This is a genomic window from Pseudomonas sp. B414, assembly GCF_055408445.1.
The window spans coordinates 140,364-158,250 of the sequence record NZ_JBUZTQ010000005.1 but is presented as its reverse complement, the minus strand read 5'-3'; the positions used below and the strand labels follow the sequence as shown (position 1 = coordinate 158,250).

Here is a 17,887-nt window from a genome sequence, read left to right as displayed (position 1 = left end):
GGAGTGGGCTGTGAGCTCTTGCTCCTAGACCTTCTTCACCTTGAACCACGCCGCATACAGTGCTGGCAAAAACAGCAAGGTCAGCACTGTAGCCACGATCAGCCCGCCCATAATAGCCACTGCCATAGGCCCGAAGAACACGCTGCGTGACAACGGAATCATCGCCAGCACCGCCGCCAGGGCGGTCAGTACAATCGGGCGGAATCGCCGCACTGTCGCTTCAATAATCGCATGCCAAGGGTCCAGCCCCGCGGCCTTGTCCTGCTCGATCTGATCCACCAGGATCACCGAGTTGCGCATGATCATCCCCGACAACGCAATGGTGCCCAGCATCGCCACAAAACCAAATGGCTTGCCAAACAGCAGCAGGAACAGCGTCACCCCGATCAGGCCCAATGGCGCGGTCAGAAACACCATCACCATGCGCGAGAAGCTGCGCAACTGCACCATCAGCAAGGTCAGCACCACCACGATAAACAGCGGTACACCGGCTTTTACCGAATCCTGCCCCCGGGTGGAGTCCTCAACAGTACCGCCCACTTCCAGCAAATAACCATCAGGCAGTTCGGCACGCACGTCTTCCAGGGTCGGCAGGATCTGCTGGACCAAAGTGGCCGGTTGCTCCTTGCCATAAATATCGGCTCGCACGGTCACGTTCGGCAGACGGTTGCGGTGCCAGATAATGCCTTCTTCAAAGCCATATTCCAGGGTCGCAATTTGCGACAGTGCCACGCTCTGGCCATTGTCGGTCGGCACCGCCAGGCTCGGCAGCAACGACAGCTCGGTGCGTTCCTGAGGCGTACCGCGCAACAGAATCTCGATCAACTCGTTGTCTTCGCGGTACTGGCTGACCGTGGAGCCCAGCAGCGTGCTTTGCAAAAAGCGCGACAGGTTGGCCGTGCTCACACCCAGGGCCCGTGCCCGGTCCTGATCAATATTGAGGTACACCACCTTGCTCGGTTCTTCCCAGTCCAGGTGCACATTGACCACATGGGGGTTATCGCGAACCTTGGCCGCCACCTTGCGCGCCAGCGCCCGCACCTCTTCGATATGCTCGCCGGTGACCCGGAACTGCACCGGATAGCCCACAGGCGGACCGTTTTCCAGGCGCGTTACCCGTGAACGTATCGTCGGGAACTGCTCGTTGAGGGTGTCGATCAACCAGGAGCGCAGGTTTTCACGATCCTCGATAGTCTTGGCCAGCACCACAAACTGGGCAAAGCTGGCCGCTGGCAATTGCTGATCCAGTGGCAAGTAAAAGCGTGGCGAACCGGTGCCAGCGTAAGCCACATAGTTCTCGATGCCCGGGTGATCCTTGAGCAGTGCTTCGAGCTGTTTGACCTGATCGGTGGTGTTGCTCAACGAAGCGCCTTCGGCCAGTTTCATATCCACCATCAGTTCCAGGCGGCTGGAGGCCGGGAAGAACTGCTGCGGAACAAACTTGAACAGCACCACCGAGCCCATAAAGATCAACGCAGTCAGGGCAATTACGGTTTTGCGCCGGGTTACACACCACTCCACCAGCCGTCGAACCCGCTGATAAAACGGTGTAGCGTACGGGTCAGGTACGCCAGCCCCAGTGCCATGCCTGGCCGCATGAATCTTCGCCAGGTCCGGCAACAACAGCGCGCCCAGATACGGCACAAACACCACCGCTGCCACCCACGACGCCAGCAGGGCAATGGTCACTACCTGGAATATCGAGCGGGTGTATTCACCGGTGCTCGACTGCGCCATGGCAATCGGTAAAAAGCCTGCGGCAGTAATCAGTGTACCGGTGAGCATCGGGAACGCGGTGCTGGTCCAGGCAAAGCTCGCGGCCTTGAGCCGGTCGTAGCCCTGCTCCATTTTGATTGCCATCATTTCCACGGCGATGATCGCGTCATCCACCAACAGGCCAAGCGCCAGCACCAAGGCCCCCAGTGAGATCTTGTGCAGGCCGATACCGAAGTAATGCATGGCGGCAAAGGTCATTGCCAGCACCAGCGGGATGGTCAGTGCCACCACCATGCCGGTGCGCACACCCAGCGAAAAGAAGCTCACCAGCAGCACGATAACCAGCGCTTCCACCAGTACCTGGACGAACTCACCGACGCTGGTCTTCACCGCCGCTGGCTGGTCGGATACTTTGCCCAATTGCATCCCGGCTGGCAGGTTTCTCTGGATCCGCTCAAACTCGGTATCCAGCGCCTTGCCCAGGACCAGAATATCGCCGCCATCCTTCATCGCCACGGCCAGGCCAATCGCATCCTGGCCCATAAAGCGCATACGCGGCGCTGGCGGGTCATTAAAGCCGCGACGCACATCCGCCACATCGCTGATGCGCAAGGTGCGTTCGCCGACGCGAATGGGGAAGCGCTCTATCTCTTCGACCGTTTTGAAGTTACCGCTGACGCGCAATTGCACGCGCTCGGTCGGGGTTTCAAAGAAGCCCGCCGTCGACACTGCGTTTTGCTCTTCAAGGGCTTTTTGCACCGCTGCCAGCGGCAGGCCCAGGGTGGCGAGCTTGAGATTGGACAGCTCAATCCAGATTTTTTCGTCCTGCAGCCCCAGCAACTCGACCTTGCCGACATCCTTGACCCGTTGCAGCTGGATCTGGATGCGGTCGGCGTAGTCCTTGAGCACTGCGTAGTCGTAACCTTGCCCACTCAGGCTGTAGATATTGCCGAAAGTGGTACCGAACTCATCGTTGAAAAACGGCCCCTGCACATCCGGCGGCAAGGTGTAGCGGATATCACTGATCTTTTTGCGAACCTGATACCACAACTCGGGGATCTGGTTGGAATGCATCGAGTCGCGGGCCATAAAGGTTACTTGCGATTCGCCGGGGCGCGAGAACGAGACAATGCGCTCGTATTCACCGGTTTCCATCAACTTCTTTTCGATACGCTCGGTAACCTGGCGCGAGACTTCCTCCGCCGTGGCGCCCGGCCACAGGGTACGAATCACCATAGCTTTGAAGGTAAAGGGCGGGTCTTCGCTTTGCCCTAATTTGGTGTAGGAAAGCCCGCCAACGATTGCCAGCAACAGCATCAGGAACAGGACGATCTGGCGATTGCGCAATGCCCATGCGGAAAGGTTGAAACCCATGGGTGTTACTCCTTCGCCGCGATATTGATAGCCCGGTTGGAGCGATCAATCGGCCGCACCTCCTGCCCGGGATGCAACACATGCACACCGGCGGCGACAATCCAGTCATCGGCCTTGAGGCCTTCGAGCACCGCTACGCTGCTTTCGCCAAACGGCCCTACACGTACGGGCACTTGCTCCAGCTTGTTGCCCTGGCCCACCCGCCACACATAAGACGCACCATTTTCCGCTGTCAGGGCTGACAACGGTACCGACAGCGAGCTGACACCTTCACTCTGAATAAACACCCGGGCACTTTGCCCCAGCTCGGCAGGCACCTTGCCAGCGGTAAAGGCGATACGGGCGGCAAAAGTGCGCGACTTCGGGTCGGCCGACGGTGACAGTTCACGGATACGCCCGCTGAAGCGCTGGCCGGGCTGCGACCAGAGCTCCACCGCCACCGGCATGCCGATCTTGAAACGGCCAAAATCCTGCTCCGGCAGGCTGATCAGTACTTCCCGCTCACCATCGGCTGCCAGGGTAAATACGGTTTGGCCGGCATTGACCACCTGCCCGACTTCAACCTGACGCTGGGCGATTACACCGTCTTGTGGCGCACGCAACACGGCATAGCTTGCCTGATTGCTGGCCACATCCTGCTCGGCCTTGAGCTGCTGAAGTTTGGCCTCGCCTGAGCGATAGAGGTTTTCGGCGTTATCGAACTGCGAGCGGCTGACCATCTGCCGATCCAGCAGGGTCTTGTAACGGTCGCGCTCAGCCCGCACCAGATTCAGGTTGGCCTGCCCTGCCGCCACTTGGGCACGGGTTGCATCCAGTTGCAGGCGCACGTCCTGGGGGTCCAGTTCGGCCAGCGGTTGATTGGCCTTGACCCGCTCGCCCTCATCCACCAGACGCCGGGTGACTTTGCCGCCAATACGAAACGCCAGTTGCGGGTCAAACCGCGCCCGCACTTCGCCAGGGTAGCTCTGGCTGGCCAGCGCCGAAGGTTGCGGCTGCACCACCATCGCCGGGCTGATGCTGATTTTGGCAGGCTCTTGCTGCCCACACCCAGACAATAAAATTACCAGACACAGAGGCACAGCGCGGGGCAAGGCATGGCGCAACATGGTGACGACCTTTCGCTAATGGGGCTTGGAATATTTATACTGGCTGCATGTTATTAATACTAAACTCACCAGTCCAGTAATAAACGGATATGTCTGACAATCCTTTACCCCCCAATACACTCGGCCGCCCCAAGGACCTGGCAAAACGCCAGTCGATCCTCGACGCCGCCAAATCCCTGTTTTTGACCAAGGGCTATGCCAATACCAGCATGGATGCGGTTGCAGGCCTGGCAGGCGTATCAAAACTGACGGTCTACAGCCACTTCACTGACAAAGAGACGCTGTTTTCATCGGCAATCATGTCCAAATGCACCGAGCAGTTGCCGGTACTTTTTTTTGAATTGCCTGCAGGCAAGCCTATCGAGACGGTGTTGTTGAACATTGCCCGAGGCTTTCAGGTGCTGATCAACAGTGAGGAATCGCTGAACCTGCACCGTCTGATGGTCGCCCTGGGCAGCCAGGACCCCAAGCTGTCGCAGATATTCCTGGAAGCCGGGCCGGAACGCGTGGTGCACGAAATGGAGGGGTTGCTGCGCAAGATGGATCAGAGCGGCGCGCTGCAGATCGACAACCCCCATTACGCGGCGGAGCACTTCTTCTGCATGCTCAAGGGCGCACCGAACTTTCGCCTGCTGTTTGCCGGCGGTGAGCCACCGGGGCCTGAGGAGAGCGAGGCCCATGTGCAGGAAGTGGTGGCGGTATTTATGCGGGCCTATCGGCCGACCTGAAGCAAACACCTTGATGCTGGTGCAGCTTTTGTGGGATCGGGCTTGCTCGCTCCCACAATTGACAGAGTATTTGTGAGGATTAAGGTTTCAACGCTTTCTTAGGATAAATATCGTAACGGCTCGACTTGCCATCCAATGCATGGCTCGGCTTTGGCCCGGCAATGCACGGTGCCTTGCGCGGGCGCTTGACCACCACCCGATGGCTCGCCAGCGCCAGCGCCGCCTCAAGCAGTGCCGGGGCATCATTGTCATCGCCCACCAAAGGGCGGAACAGGCGCATTTCCTTCTTCACCAATGCGGTTTTCTCGCGATGGGGGAACATCGGGTCCAGGTAGATCACCTGCGGCGGTTCGCCCTCCCAGTTACGCATCACTTCAATCGAATTACCCTTGAGCAAATGCATGCGCGACACGATCGGCGCCACTTCAAAGTCATCCAGGCCACGGGCCAGACCGTCTTCCAGCAAGGCGCCAATCAGCGGCTGACGCTCGATCAGGCTCATTTCGCAGCCCAGGCTGGCCAGCACGAATGCATCCTTGCCCAACCCCGCAGTGGCATCCAGCACCCGCGGGCGTACGCCCTGCTGGATACCCACCGCTTTGGCAATCATCTGCCCGGTGCCGCCGCCAAACAAACGCCGGTGGGCCGCACCGCCTTCGACAAAATCAACCCGCACCGGGCCCGGTGCATCCGGGCCCAGTTGCTGCAGCTGCAAACCCTGGGCGCTTAGCTGCAAGGCGAACTCGGCATCCGGCTCGTCCAGGGGCAAACCCAGACGCTCAGCCCATTGCTCGGCCAGGGCCTGATAAGCCTCGTCCAACGCCTCGACTTTGATACGACAGCCCGCTGCTTGCTCAATCATCTAAAAACACGCTCAAAAATTTAATGATCGGCAAAGGCTGCCGATAAATGAAATATCCGCCATTTTGCCAGAGCCGGGCGTCGTCCGAGAGCTATGTCAGACATTCATTACGCATCCGTCGGTTTTATTGCGCCAATTGGCGACTTTGGCCGACAAAATTCGCAGATCACAGGCAGCGTCAATCACCTGTGGAAGGACTTCTACGCCCAGGCATTGGCCGAGCAGTCCAGTACTGAAGAATATGCGGCGATCGATGTGGCACCCGGCGCCAAGGATGAACATACCGAACCACACGGCGGTACCGAGGTGCTGGGCAATATCGTCACCCAGCGCCGTTGCGAGGTTCAGGACACCGAGCTACGCCCGCCGCAAGCCCTGTTTCTGCCCATTGCCGAGTTCGAGCTGGACTTGCTGCCACCACCTGCAGTGCCCTACCCGCCGGAAGAGATCATCGTTCAACAACAGCAACAGGATTTCACCGCGACCTGGGTGCGGCCGTTGGTCATGGCTCAGGGCCATCCGCTACCTGACCCGGGCCCGGGGCCTGAGCCACGCCCTCTGCATCTGCCGATCGCCGAGTTTGAGCTGGACCTGCTGCCACCGCCCGCCGAGCCATTCGATGCCCTGACCCTGATCGAACAACAGCGAGCAATGGACTTCGATATGAGCTGGGCGCGGCCGCTGGTGGTCAACAACCTACGTATGGCGGCTTAAAGCAGCCCCAGTTGCTCGACTGTCGACGGCTGATGCAGTTCGGGCAATACCGGCAGCCCCGGTAACCTTTCACTCAATTGCTGATGAAAACGCCGTGCCAGTTCTGGCGCCCGATGATTGTCCGGCGTATGCAGAAACACATAAGGCGTGCGCCCTTCCTCGATCCAGCCCGCGACCTTTGCAATCCAGGGCAGCAAATACGGATCGTTGGCCTCCAGCTCCGGGCGGCCAATAAAGCGCACCTGCGGGAATTGCGTAAAGGCTGCCGGGCGCGGTGGCACTTTGGGTTTTTTCGATTGCGCGTGAAGCACGGCGGGATCAGTCGAGTCGCAACTGAACAATGCCCGCGGGTCCAGACAGATACGCTCAACCCCGCGATCCATCAGCAAGCGATTGAGCAGCCGCTCGGCATCGCCCCTGGCAAAGAACTCCGGGTGACGCACCTCAACCGCCAGCGGGCGCTCCAGAGCGTCTATAAAGCTCACCAGCTCGGCCAGGCGCTGCGGGCCGAAGCTTGCCGGCAGTTGCAGCCAGAATGGCGCCACGCGCGCCCCAAGGGGCCGCAGCAGCTGCAGGAAATCATCGGCGGCATGCAACTGCTGGCGCAAATCACCGCCGTGGCTGATATCCCTCGGAAATTTGGCAGTAAAGCGAAAGCGTTCGGGCAAGCTTTGCGCCCAGCGTTCGACCGTGGTCGGGGCGGGCCTGGCATAGAAGGTGGTGTTGCCCTCGACTGCGTTGAACACCTGCGCGTACAGACTTAGAAAATCTGCAGGGCGAGCGTTCTGCGGGTAGAGGCCTTCGCGCCAGGCGTTTTCACTCCAGGACGGGCAACCGAGGAAATAAGGCAAAGGCGTATGAGTCATGGCTCAAATATACAGGTCCAGCCCCAACACTTCGGTATCCCAGTCGACAAAACCTGCGGTGGTCAGGTAGCTGGCAAGAGCGCTGGCCGCACTTTTGCTCATGGCACGCTGGAAGATCATGTCCTGGGAGCGAACCGGCAACTGACTGATGCGCTCGCCGGAAGGGGATGGGCGAGCCGCTTGCGGAGCGTTATCGAGCGGGGCTTCACTGTCCTCGACCGACTCATCAAGCAGCGGCTGGCCTTTACGCGGCTTGCGCTTGATCGGGTAGGACTGGGAAGAAAAGCCGTCAATGCGCATGGCAGCAAGCTCGGTAACGATAGATACAATTTAGCGGCGCTGGCCGGACTAAGCAAATGAGCCGGCTATTATGCGTAGCGGCAGCGGATCAAGCGTTACGTTCAGCTTTTGTAGCCGCTACCTTGTCACGCAGATACACCGGCTGCGCATCATCGGCACGAATGGCTTCACCGCGGGCCCAGGCAAAGCGGGCCAGGGTCAGCAGGTCTTCAGCGTGAGGCAGCATGCCCGCGTCCATCGCGTATGGCTTGACCTGCAAACGCTCGGCGTAACCCCAGCCAGTACCCGCGCCAAACCAGTCACCTGTGGCGCCATCGGGCAAGGCCGCAGCTTCAGGTGCCAATACGGCTTCAGCGCCTTGCAGTCGCATCTCCCCCGCTTCTTCGCGATAGCAGCCCCAATACACCTCGTCCATGCGCGCATCGATGGCCGACACCACCTGGGTTGCGCCGTGCTCGCGATGGGCTCGCTGTGCCAATACCGCCAGGTTGGAGATCGGCAACACCGGACGCTCCAGAGCAAACGCCAGGCCCTGAACCACGCCAATGGCAATACGCACCCCCGTAAAGGCACCCGGCCCGCGGCCGAAGGCAATGGCCTCGACTGCCGACAGTTCAACACCCGCCTGGGCCAACAGTTGTTTGATCATCGGCAACAGCTTTTGCGCGTGCAGGCGCGGGATCACCTCGTAGTGGCTCGTAACCTTGCCATCGTGCAACAAGGCAACTGAGCAAGCTTCAGTCGCGGTATCCAGGGCCAGCAAGGTGCTCATCGGTGTTCCCGTCAGAATCAGAATTGAAAAAAGTGCAGCAGTATAAACAACAACAGCCCGCAAGCGGGCTGTTGTGACATCGCAAAATCGACTTATCAGCTCAGGGCTTCAAGCACCTTGGCCGTGATCGATTCTACCGAGCCAACGCCTTCAACGTGGCTGTACTTCGGCTTGCCCTGGGCAGCGGCGAGCTTCTGGTAGAAGTCCACCAGCGGCTTGGTCTGCGAATGGTAGACAGACAGACGGTGACGAACGGTTTCTTCGGTGTCGTCCTTGCGCTGTACCAGCTCTTCGCCAGTTACATCGTCCTTGCCTTCAACCTTTGGCGGGTTGTAGACAGTGTGGTAAATCCGGCCCGACGCTTCGTGTACACGACGGCCAGCAATACGCTGAACGATTTCTTCGTCTTCAACGGCGATTTCCAGCACGTGGTCCAGCTCAACACCGGCTTTTACCAGGGCTTCAGCTTGCGGAATGGTGCGCGGGAAACCGTCGAACAGGAAACCGTTTACACAGTCCGGCTGAGCAATGCGCTCTTTCACCAGATTGATGATCAGGTCATCGGATACCAGACCGCCGCTGTCCATCACGCCTTTGGCGATCAGGCCCAGCTCGGTGCCGGCTTTCACGGCTGCACGCAACATGTCGCCGGTGGAGATTTGCGGGATGCCAAATTTTTCAGTGATGAACTTTGCCTGAGTACCTTTACCGGCCCCGGGAGCTCCCAGCAGAATTACGCGCATCGATGTGCTCCTCAAATTTTTTATTTAAATGACAACAGACTCGCCTCTTTGGGCCAGCCTCAAAATCGGGTTATGGCCGTCAAAACGGCCAAGGGCTGATCAAGATACACAGCAGGCCCGGCCCACACAAGCCGCCCAAAGTAGGAAAAATCACAGCTAAACGGGCCTGTGCGGCCGGGTGTCACAGGTCGCAACCCCACAATAAAGTGTCGCGCCCGCACAGGGATCGGCAGCCGCTCTGCCCTGCCCCCGTACGCTCTGGCGCGACATTTACCGTTCTTTTGCCTTAGCCGGTGTTGCGCAAGCCCGCCGCGATCCCGGCCACAGTCACCAGCAACGCTTGTTCCAGAGGGCTGTCCTGGGCAGATTGCTGGCGCCGCGACCGGGCCAACAGTTCAGCCTGCAATAGATGAAGCGGATCCAGGTAAGTGTTACGCAAACGGATGAACTCAAGGGTCTCCGGGCTATGTGCCATCAACTGTGCCTGACCGGTCAAGCCCAGAACCACCGAACACGCCTGCGACAATAAGTCGCGTAAGTGCGCACCCAATGGCAGCAGTTCGGGGCTCACCAGGCGCTCGTCATAAAGCCGGGCGATATCGGCATCGGCCTTGGCCAGGACCATCTCCAGCATGTCGATACGGGTGCGGAAGAACGGCCACTGCTCGCGCATTTGGGCCAGTTGCTCGCCTTCACCGCGCTCCAGTGCCTGACTCAGGGCAGTTTCCCAGCCCAGCCAGGCGGGCAGCATCAGACGGGTCTGGGTCCAGCCGAAAATCCACGGGATGGCGCGCAGGCTTTCAATCCCGCCAGCACGGCGCTTGGCCGGGCGACTGCCCAGGGGCAAACGGCCCAGTTCCTGTTCCGGGGTGGACTGGCGAAAGTACTCGACGAACTGCGGATTGTCGCGAACTACACCACGGTAGGCCTTGAGCCCGTCAGCAGCCAATTCGTCCATCAGCACCCGCCAGCCCGGCTCGGGCAGCGGTGGTGGCAGCAAGGTGGCTTCCAGCACCGCGGCCAGATACAGGTTGAGGTTCTGCTCGGCGATATCCGGCAGGCCGAACTTGAAGCGGATCATTTCTCCCTGCTCGGTGGTGCGGAAGCGCCCCGCCACCGACCCCGGCGGCTGCGACAGAATCGCCGCGTGGGCCGGGCCACCGCCACGCCCCACGGTGCCACCGCGACCGTGGAACAACAGCAGCTCAACACCCTGCTCACGGCAGATATTGACCAGTGACTCCTGGGCCCGATACTGCGCCCAGGCCGCCGCCGTGGTGCCGGCATCCTTGGCCGAATCGGAATAGCCGATCATTACTTCCTGCGGCCCCTGCAGATGGGCCCGATAACCCGGTAACAGCAGCAGCTGCTCGATCACCGGCCCGGCATTGTCGAGGTCAGCCAGGGTTTCAAACAACGGCACCACACGCATCGGCCGCTCCAGCCCGGCCTCCTTGAGCAGCAGTTGCACCGCCAGCACATCGGAGGCGGCACCGGCCATGGAGATCACATAAGAACCCAGCGAAGCCCCCGGTGCAGCGGCCACTTCGCGGCAGGTCGCCAGCACTTCGGCGGTATCGGCCGCAGGTTTGAAGTAGCCCGGCAGTAGCGGGCGACGGTTGTTCAATTCGCGCATCAAAAAGATCAGGCGCGCATCTTCGTCCCAGTCTTCATAGCGACCCAAGCCCAGGTAATCGGTGATTTCGGTCATGGCCGAGGTGTGGCGGGCCGCGTCCTGACGCACATCCAGTCGCACCAGGAACAAGCCAAAAGTTACTGCCCTGCGCAGGAAATCGAGCAAGGGACCATCGGCAATCACCCCCATGCCGCAGGCGTGCAGCGATTGATAGCAAAGCTGCAACGGCGCCAGCAGTTCGCGATTGTCGTGCAATACATCTGCCGAAGCAGGCTGAGCGCTGCTCAGGGCACTGTGGGCCCAGTTACGGGTAGCACGCAGGCGCTCACGCAGCTGCTTGAGCACGGCGCGATAGGGCTCGGCGCTTTCCCCGGCTGCAGCCAGCAGTTGCGGCGTGGCCTGCTGCATCGACAGGTCAGCGGCCAGCTTGTCGAGATCACGCAGGTACAGATCGGCTGCCATCCAGCGCGCCAGCAGCAGCACTTCACGGGTTACAGGGGCGGTGACATTGGGGTTGCCGTCGCGGTCACCGCCCATCCAGGACGCAAAGCGGATCGGTGCCGCGTCCAGGGGCAAATGCAACCCGGTGGCGGCATACAGGGCCTTGTCGGCCTTGCGCAGCATATGCGGCACGGCGTGCCACAACGAATGCTCGATCACCGCGAAACCCCACTTGGCCTCATCGACTGGTGTCGGTCGGGTGCGGCGGATTTCTTCGGTGTGCCAGGCCTCGGCGATCAGCCGTTGCAAGCGCTGCTCGATTTCGGATTTTTCCGCGAAGGTCAGGTCACGATGGTCCTGGGCCGCCAGTTGCTCGGCAATGGCATCGTACTTTTGAATCAGGGTGCGGCGCGTTACTTCAGTGGGGTGTGCGGTGAGCACCAGCTCGATTTCAAGACGGCTGACCTGTCGCGCCAGCGACTCCGGATCATGCCCTTCGGCCAGCAGGCGATCGAGTAACTGCGGCAGCACCAGCGCCTCGAAAGGCTCAGCCTGGCCTTCTTCACGCCGGTGAATCAGTTGGTACTGCTCGGCGATATTGGCAAGGTTCAAGAACTGGTTGAACGCCCGTGCCACAGGCAGCACTTCATCATCGCTCAGGGCATCGAGAATGGCGCTCAATTCCTCGCCCGTGGTGCCGCGCCGGTCGGCCTTGGCGCCCTGGCGAATCAGCTCGATCTTGGCGAGAAAGGCTTCGCCGTATTGGTCACGAATCGTATTACCCAACAGCTCACCCAGCAGGTGAACATCATCGCGCAAGCGTGCATCAATATCGGTCATCAGCAATTTCTCCAGCAGGATCCGGGGACAGCTCGTACCCCAAGAGTGCGTTGCAAAGGCGGTTGCTGGCAAGTCATGGGCGGCGCAGATTTACAAAACTGCGCTGACCAATCGGTCAGAAAATCTTTTAGGCCAAATGCCATCTTTTTTTGAACTATTCAAAAATCGCTCCGGTCACAGCCATTAACCATCACCGCTGGAACTCGTGTTCCAACACTCCGGGTGACCTTACCAGTCGTGATGGAATTTGCTGTTTCTAAGGAGCTTCCCAATGGAGTTGAAGACCATGATGACCCGCACTGTCAAAACCACCTCACCTCGCCTGCGCGGGCTAAAACTGGCTGCGCTGGCAATCGGCACCAGCTTCGTTTTGGCCGGTTGTGCCGGTAATCCACCTTCCGAGCAGTACGCCGTGACTCAATCGGCGGTCAATAACGCCGTGAGCGCAGGTGCGACCGAATATGCACCGGTAGAAATGAAATCGGCCCAGGACAAGCTCAAGCAAGCCGAGTTGGCGATGCATGACAAAAAATACGATGAGGCCCGTCGTCTGTCCGAACAGGCAGAGTGGGATGCTCGTGTAGCAGAGCGCAAAGCCCAGGCGGCCAAAGCCGAGAAGGCGGTACAGGATGCTCAGAATGCCGTTCAGCAACTGCGTCAGGAAGGCATGCGCAGCGTTCAGTAAACGCTGCCCTTTTTTGACTGCACCTGCGACACCGCATTCCTAATCGATAAAAAGGACTCAATATCATGCGCAATACAGTAATGATCCCTGCCCTGTTGGCCCTGAGCGTTGGCCTGGCGGCGTGCTCGCACCAGCCAAACGTCAACCTGGAAAACGCCAAGACCAACTTCTCGGCGCTGCAAACCAACCCTGAATCCACCAAGGTTGCTGCCCTGGAAACCAAGGACGCCAGCGAATGGCTGGACAAGGCTGAAAAGGCTTACCTGAACAAGGAAGACGAGACCAAGGTTGACCAGCTTTCCTACCTGACCAACCAGCGTGTTGAAGTGGCCAAGCAGACCATCGCCTTGCGTACTGCGGAAAACAACCTGAAAAACGCCGGTGCGGCCCGCAACCAGGCACTACTTGATGCCCGTGATGCGCAGATCCAGCAACTCAAAGGCATGAACGCCAAGCAAACCGAACGTGGCACCCTGGTGACCTTTGGTGATGTGCTGTTCCAGTTCGGCAAGGCCGAGCTGCAACCCAACGGCATGCGCAATATCAATACCCTGGCCGAGTACCTGATGCAGAACCCGGACCGCAAAGTGATTGTTGAAGGTTACACCGACAGCGTGGGTTCGGCGGCATTCAACCAGACCCTGTCCGAGCGTCGTGCCCAATCGGTGCGTAATGCACTGGTACGCAAAGGTGTAGACCCGACCCGCATCGTGGCTCAGGGTTATGGCAAGGAATACCCGGTGGCCAACAACAGCAGCGATTCGGGCCGTGCCCAGAACCGTCGTGTTGAAGTGACTATCTCCAACGACAACCAGCCGGTAGCACCGCGTACAGCGATGCAGTAAGGCCATGACAAAAAGCCCCGCCTGAGCGATCAGGCGGGGCTTTTTTAGCACGAATATATTCCCTCTTGTGGGAGCGGGCTTGCTCGCGATGGCATCACTGCGGTTTAGCTGACATACCGCATCGCCTGCATCGCGAGCAAGCCCGCTCCCACAGTTCCCGGAACAGTTTGCTCTTATTGCTCCAGCTTCGGCGTTTCCTGCCCCAGGCAACGTACTGCCTGTTTCTTGTTGTTGACCAGCACCCCGGTCAAACCCTTCTGCTCGGTATCGAACAACACGATAATGCCGTCGATGCACTGCGCCACCTGGTTGGCTGGCGTAAGGGAGACTTTGTAGTCCTCACCTGGAATTGTTTTGAGCATGGTGAAGTCGCTGAGCAGCAAGGCGTCTTCAGGCTTGGCGAAATGCAGGTAGCCGTAGTACCACAGGGCGCCCACCGTACCGATGATGCTGCAAATACCGGTAATGATCAGGGGGATGGCGTTGCGTTCTTCACTCATTGTTGGCTCTCGGTTTCAAGTTCAGTGTTCGGTGAGGCGGGGTAATTGGCGATTTCGCCCAATCGCCGCACGCCATTGAAATGTTGTGGATCATCCAGGTAGCGCAGCATCACCTGGCGCCAGGTGGGGTCGGCAAAGGTCTGTACATGGCCACCACGGGTCAGTTGCAGCACTTTGGGCGGGGGCGCAGCCTGATACAGGCGCAGGCCGTTGGAAAGCGGCACAACCGGATCATCCAGGCTGTGGTAGATCAGCATCGGCATGCCGCCCATGTGCGGCATTGCATAAATGGCACTGTCGGCATCGGGCACCAGCCAGGACAACGGCACCTGCAACGGCCAGGTCAGCCACGACGTGCTCAAGGCAAACTGCCCGACTTCACGGTAGCTGGCGGGTACGCCATCCAGCACCATCGCCTTGATACGTGCTCGTTGCTGCGGGTGCTCGCTCAGGTAATGAATCCCCATCGCACCGCCCAGACTCTGGCCCAGCACAATCAGCGGTAAGCCCTGGGTTTGCGGCTGATGTTGCAACCAGTCAAACGCCGCATCGATATCCTGATACACAGACGGCAAGTTCGGCGAGCCCTGGGACAGTCCATAGCCGCGATAGTCGAACATCAGCACTTGATAGCCCTGCGCAGGCAGCCATGCAGTGGCGCCCAGGTGATAAGCCAAATTGCCGCCATTGCCATGCAGGTGCAGCACCGTGCCCTTGAGCGGTACGCCTTTTTTGGCAGGCAACCACCAGCCGTTCAAGCGCGTGCCATCGGCGGCCGTCAGGGTGACATCGCGATAGTCCAGGCCGGCCGCCGTGGGGGTAATCGGCTGGCCTTGCTCGGGGTAGAACAGCAATGAACTACAGCCGCTGAGGGTCAACAGCAGGCAGAGTACAGCCAGGGTTTTCATTTGAACCAATCGCCTGAATAAATTAGGTGGGAGCGGGCTTGCTCGCGATGGCATCGCCTCGGTTTACCTGACAAACCGCGTGGTCTGCATCGCGAGCAAGCCCGCTCCCACAAGGGGAAGTGGTTAATTCAAGATTTACAGAATATTCGAGTAATCCGCTTCGATACGGTCAAGGCTCAAGTGGTTGAGGAAGTTGGAGAAGCACATCCAGGCCGACAGTGCATTCATGTCACGGAACTGATCCGGCAGGTATTTGGGCGCGACCACCAAACCTTCATCCACCAACTGGCGCAGGGTTCGCATGTCTTCCAGGGTCGTCTTGCCACAAAACAGCAGTGGCACTTGTTCCAGCTTGCCTTTACGCACGGCCAGCTGAATGTAGTTGTAAACCATGATAAAGCCCTTGAGGTAGGACAAGTCTTTGGTGAATGGCAGGCCATTTGGCACCGATCCACGGAAAACCCGACTCGCATTGCCATAGCTTTCTGGCATCTCAAAGCCTTGCTCACGGAAGAACTCGTACACCTGCATAAAGTCCGCGCCCTCCTCCACCATATGAATGGCACGGGTGCGGTTGGTCAGTTTGCGCAGACGGCTGGGGTAGGAGGCAAAAGTGATGATTTCCATCAGGATCGCCAGGCCTTCCTGGGTCACGGTGGACGATGGCGGGCCCTTGGACAGGAAGGTGCAGATCGGCTGGTTGAGACCATTGAGCGTGGTGCCCACATGCACCAGCCCTTCGTGGACTTCCAGCGCCCGCACGTCACGCTCGTTGAACATCGCATCGGTGCGGATCTTGATGTAGTCGGCGCCCGCCGCCGCGTCGGCAACGATGCCATCGGACTCGAACACCCGAATGGTTTCCTCGGCCTCGCCAAACACCTTGTTGAGGCGGCTTTGCAGCAAGTGCACGGCATCTTTGGCGGTCAAGGTCTTGGCTTCGTCCTTGAGTGCGCCGCGGCCGTCGATATTGTCCAGGTAGTCGGACATCATCAGGCCCAGGTCGGCCAGGGTCGGATCACCGGCATGGAAGGCATCCGAGGCCGCGCCATAAAGTTCCTGGGAGATCAGCCCGAAGTCTTCAGTGCCGCGCGCCTCAAGCATGCGCACCACCATCCGGTACTCTTTGCACATGCGCCGCATGATCTGCCCGACCGGGTTGAACTGCCCCAACTGACGGGTGATATCACGCTCGATATTCTGGAACTCGGACTTTACCGCCGCCGAATCAAAGGATAACGGCCGCCCCAGGTAATAGTCGCGATTGACCTCGGGCATTTGCTTGCCCTTGGCCTTTAAAAAACCCTGGCGGATGCTGTCGTCCCACTTCACCGCATCCAGCACGCGGATCGGGGTTTGTGCCAGCACGATGCGGTCAGACAAGGTGCGTATCGTGCGCTGGTAGTCGTCCACCGGCAGCTTCCTTCAATTAACAGCGTTATTTGGTCACACGTTTATAGCGGGCTGCTTCAACAAATACGTCGGAATTGGCCGGATCGTCGAGGTAGGCGAAGACTTCAGCCGACGGGCTTTTGATCAGCGTGCCCGAGCCCTCGGCGGTTTCCACGGGCTCCCCACTCAAGGCCGACTGGCCGATGGCCTGCTTGATTTGATCCAGGTCCAGATCATAGATCACCAGTTCGCCGTTATCGGTCAGCTCAAAACCGCTCAGGGTGTAATTGCCGCCCAATTTGGCCGGTATCGCTGCCGAGGCATACCAGCGGCTGCCGTGGCGGGCCACGATAAACACATAACGCTCGCGGGCCTTGGGCTCGCCTTTGGGATAGACCACGGCCTGATAACGGGTTTTGTCGATGGCACTGATCTCAAGATTACGCGCCTGGCCCCAGGCATCCTTGCTGACCCATTTGCCCAGCAGCGGTTTAGGTGCCGGCTGCGCCACAAGCGGCGCCTGGCTAAAGGTCACCAGACAGCCGTTCAACATCAAAAACGACAATGCCATAAGCATCACGCGCCAAGCTTTCATGCCTGAATCCTTCTATAGAGCAACCAACACCAAGTGCATGTAACGCGTAAGAATAGCCAGCCGGTCGTCATCCGCCTCGGGCTGCGCGCCATCCAGTAGGGCCTGATATTCCATCCGAGCGATAATCGCCGTCAAGACTTTGGCATCCTGCTGTGGCTGCCTGGAGCCTAGCACCTCGAAGATCTGCCCGGCGCCCTGCAGGAAAATCTGCTGATGGGCACGCACCAGCACCGCCAGCCGTGGATTGATCAGGGCTGCCTGATGGAAGGCCTGCTCAGCCATCTGGTGCTCGCGGCGGGTCTGTAGTTGATGCTGCAGATAATCGGCGGTCATCTGCGCAATATCATCCGCCAGCCTGGCACGTGCCTGCTGGCTACCATCACCGCTGGCCATCATCGCGCGCAACTTGTCTTCAGTACCTTGCCAGAGCTTGGCCATATAGGCCGCACTGCGCTCAACGTACTGGGCGAAGGTGTCATTGAGCAGGTCGTCAATGTCCTTGAAGTAGTAGGTGGTTGCCGACAACGGTACCCCGGCTTCTGCCGCCACCGCCCGATGCCGGACCCCGCGTACACCGTCGCGCACCACAATGCGCATGGCGGCATCGAGGATCAACTGACGACGCTGCTCACTACCATGACGACTGGCCTTGCGCCCCTGGTATTGAACACTTTCAGCCACTGCCACGGCGATAGTTACCGCACCTTTGGGGGACCTGACAAGGTTCACGATAAATTCCTTCTTAGTGTGTAAAACCTGTGGGAGCGAGCTTGCTCGCGATGCAGGCGCTGCGGTATGTCTGGGCATCGCGGTGATGCAATCGCGAGCAAGTCGAGTCGTCGCACCGCCGCTCCCACAATGGAA

General features: G+C 59.3%; 17 protein-coding genes. 4 read left to right on the top strand and 13 right to left on the bottom strand.

Features of this window, described 5'->3' with window-relative positions; all coding sequences use genetic code 11:
• Window positions 1–24 precede the first annotated feature (24 nt).
• Window positions 25–3,090 carry an efflux RND transporter permease subunit gene (locus tag ACZRMH_RS06675; RefSeq protein ID WP_464012735.1) on the bottom strand — a complete coding sequence of 1,022 codons (3,066 nt, stop codon included), beginning with the start codon at window positions 3,088–3,090 and terminating at the stop codon, window positions 25–27.
• Between the two features lie 5 nt (window positions 3,091–3,095).
• Window positions 3,096–4,196: an efflux RND transporter periplasmic adaptor subunit gene (locus tag ACZRMH_RS06670; RefSeq protein WP_464012734.1), complete on the bottom strand. Its 1,101-nt coding sequence runs from the start codon at window positions 4,194–4,196 to the stop codon at window positions 3,096–3,098.
• Between the two features lie 89 nt (window positions 4,197–4,285).
• Between ACZRMH_RS06670 and ACZRMH_RS06665 the strand changes: the two genes are divergently transcribed.
• Complete coding sequence (locus ACZRMH_RS06665) at window positions 4,286–4,924, top strand: TetR/AcrR family transcriptional regulator (RefSeq protein WP_464012733.1); 639 nt, start codon at window positions 4,286–4,288, stop codon at window positions 4,922–4,924.
• 79 nt (window positions 4,925–5,003) lie between these two features.
• Here ACZRMH_RS06665 and ACZRMH_RS06660 read toward each other — a convergent pair whose 3' ends face one another.
• Window positions 5,004–5,786 carry a class I SAM-dependent methyltransferase gene (locus ACZRMH_RS06660; protein WP_464012732.1) on the bottom strand — a complete coding sequence of 261 codons (783 nt, stop codon included), beginning with the start codon at window positions 5,784–5,786 and terminating at the stop codon, window positions 5,004–5,006.
• Window positions 5,787–5,879: 93 nt separating this feature from the next.
• On the opposite strand from ACZRMH_RS06660, the gene ACZRMH_RS06655 reads away from it, so the two are divergent.
• Window positions 5,880–6,500 carry an energy transducer TonB gene (locus tag ACZRMH_RS06655; protein ID WP_464012731.1) on the top strand — a complete coding sequence of 207 codons (621 nt, stop codon included), beginning with the start codon at window positions 5,880–5,882 and terminating at the stop codon, window positions 6,498–6,500.
• Here ACZRMH_RS06655 and ACZRMH_RS06650 read toward each other — a convergent pair.
• The 5 genes from ACZRMH_RS06650 to ppc all read right to left on the bottom strand — a co-directional run bounded on the left by ACZRMH_RS06650 (window position 6,497) and on the right by ppc (window position 12,098).
• Window positions 6,497–7,366, bottom strand: a complete 870-nt coding sequence (locus ACZRMH_RS06650) for a DUF72 domain-containing protein (RefSeq protein WP_464012730.1) — start codon at window positions 7,364–7,366, stop codon at window positions 6,497–6,499. The two genes, ACZRMH_RS06655 and ACZRMH_RS06650, sit on opposite strands and share 4 nt — an antisense overlap.
• A 3-nt stretch (window positions 7,367–7,369) precedes the next feature.
• Complete coding sequence (locus tag ACZRMH_RS06645) at window positions 7,370–7,666, bottom strand: hypothetical protein (RefSeq protein ID WP_464012729.1); 297 nt, start codon at window positions 7,664–7,666, stop codon at window positions 7,370–7,372.
• Window positions 7,667–7,754: 88 nt separating this feature from the next.
• Window positions 7,755–8,438 (bottom strand): tRNA (adenosine(37)-N6)-threonylcarbamoyltransferase complex dimerization subunit type 1 TsaB, encoded by a 684-nt coding sequence (tsaB, locus tag ACZRMH_RS06640; RefSeq protein WP_464012728.1) that lies wholly within the window; start codon window positions 8,436–8,438, stop codon window positions 7,755–7,757.
• A 95-nt stretch (window positions 8,439–8,533) separates the two neighbouring features.
• Entirely contained in the window at window positions 8,534–9,181 is a 648-nt protein-coding gene (adk, locus tag ACZRMH_RS06635; protein ID WP_464012727.1) for an adenylate kinase, read from the bottom strand.
• A 286-nt stretch (window positions 9,182–9,467) separates the two neighbouring features.
• Complete coding sequence (gene ppc, locus ACZRMH_RS06630; protein ID WP_464012726.1) at window positions 9,468–12,098, bottom strand: phosphoenolpyruvate carboxylase; 2,631 nt, start codon at window positions 12,096–12,098, stop codon at window positions 9,468–9,470.
• A 271-nt stretch (window positions 12,099–12,369) separates the two neighbouring features.
• Here ppc and ACZRMH_RS06625 point away from each other — a divergent pair, with 271 nt between their 5' ends.
• A complete protein-coding gene (locus ACZRMH_RS06625) occupies window positions 12,370–12,783 on the top strand; it encodes a DUF4398 domain-containing protein (protein ID WP_019822131.1) in 414 nt (137 codons plus the stop codon).
• 65 nt (window positions 12,784–12,848) lie between these two features.
• On the top strand, window positions 12,849–13,628 hold the full coding sequence (gene lptF, locus ACZRMH_RS06620) for a lipotoxin F family OmpA-related lipoprotein LptF (RefSeq protein WP_464012725.1): 780 nt from the start codon (window positions 12,849–12,851) through the stop codon (window positions 13,626–13,628).
• A 173-nt stretch (window positions 13,629–13,801) separates the two neighbouring features.
• On the opposite strand, the gene ACZRMH_RS06615 is transcribed toward lptF, so the two are convergent.
• The 5 genes from ACZRMH_RS06615 to ACZRMH_RS06595 all read right to left on the bottom strand — a co-directional run bounded on the left by ACZRMH_RS06615 (window position 13,802) and on the right by ACZRMH_RS06595 (window position 17,752).
• Window positions 13,802–14,128, bottom strand: coding sequence for a hypothetical protein (locus ACZRMH_RS06615; RefSeq protein WP_029611547.1), 327 nt, complete (start codon window positions 14,126–14,128; stop codon window positions 13,802–13,804).
• Complete coding sequence (locus tag ACZRMH_RS06610; protein ID WP_464012724.1) at window positions 14,125–15,036, bottom strand: alpha/beta hydrolase; 912 nt, start codon at window positions 15,034–15,036, stop codon at window positions 14,125–14,127. The genes ACZRMH_RS06615 and ACZRMH_RS06610 overlap by 4 nt, the downstream gene beginning before the upstream one ends.
• A 135-nt stretch (window positions 15,037–15,171) precedes the next feature.
• Window positions 15,172–16,449, bottom strand: coding sequence for a flavohemoglobin expression-modulating QEGLA motif protein (locus ACZRMH_RS06605; protein WP_464012723.1), 1,278 nt, complete (start codon window positions 16,447–16,449; stop codon window positions 15,172–15,174).
• Between the two features lie 25 nt (window positions 16,450–16,474).
• A complete protein-coding gene (locus ACZRMH_RS06600; RefSeq protein WP_464012722.1) occupies window positions 16,475–17,023 on the bottom strand; it encodes a hypothetical protein in 549 nt (182 codons plus the stop codon).
• Window positions 17,024–17,035: 12 nt separating this feature from the next.
• Window positions 17,036–17,752, bottom strand: a complete 717-nt coding sequence (locus tag ACZRMH_RS06595) for a TetR/AcrR family transcriptional regulator (protein ID WP_464012721.1) — start codon at window positions 17,750–17,752, stop codon at window positions 17,036–17,038.
• Window positions 17,753–17,887 lie beyond the last annotated feature (135 nt).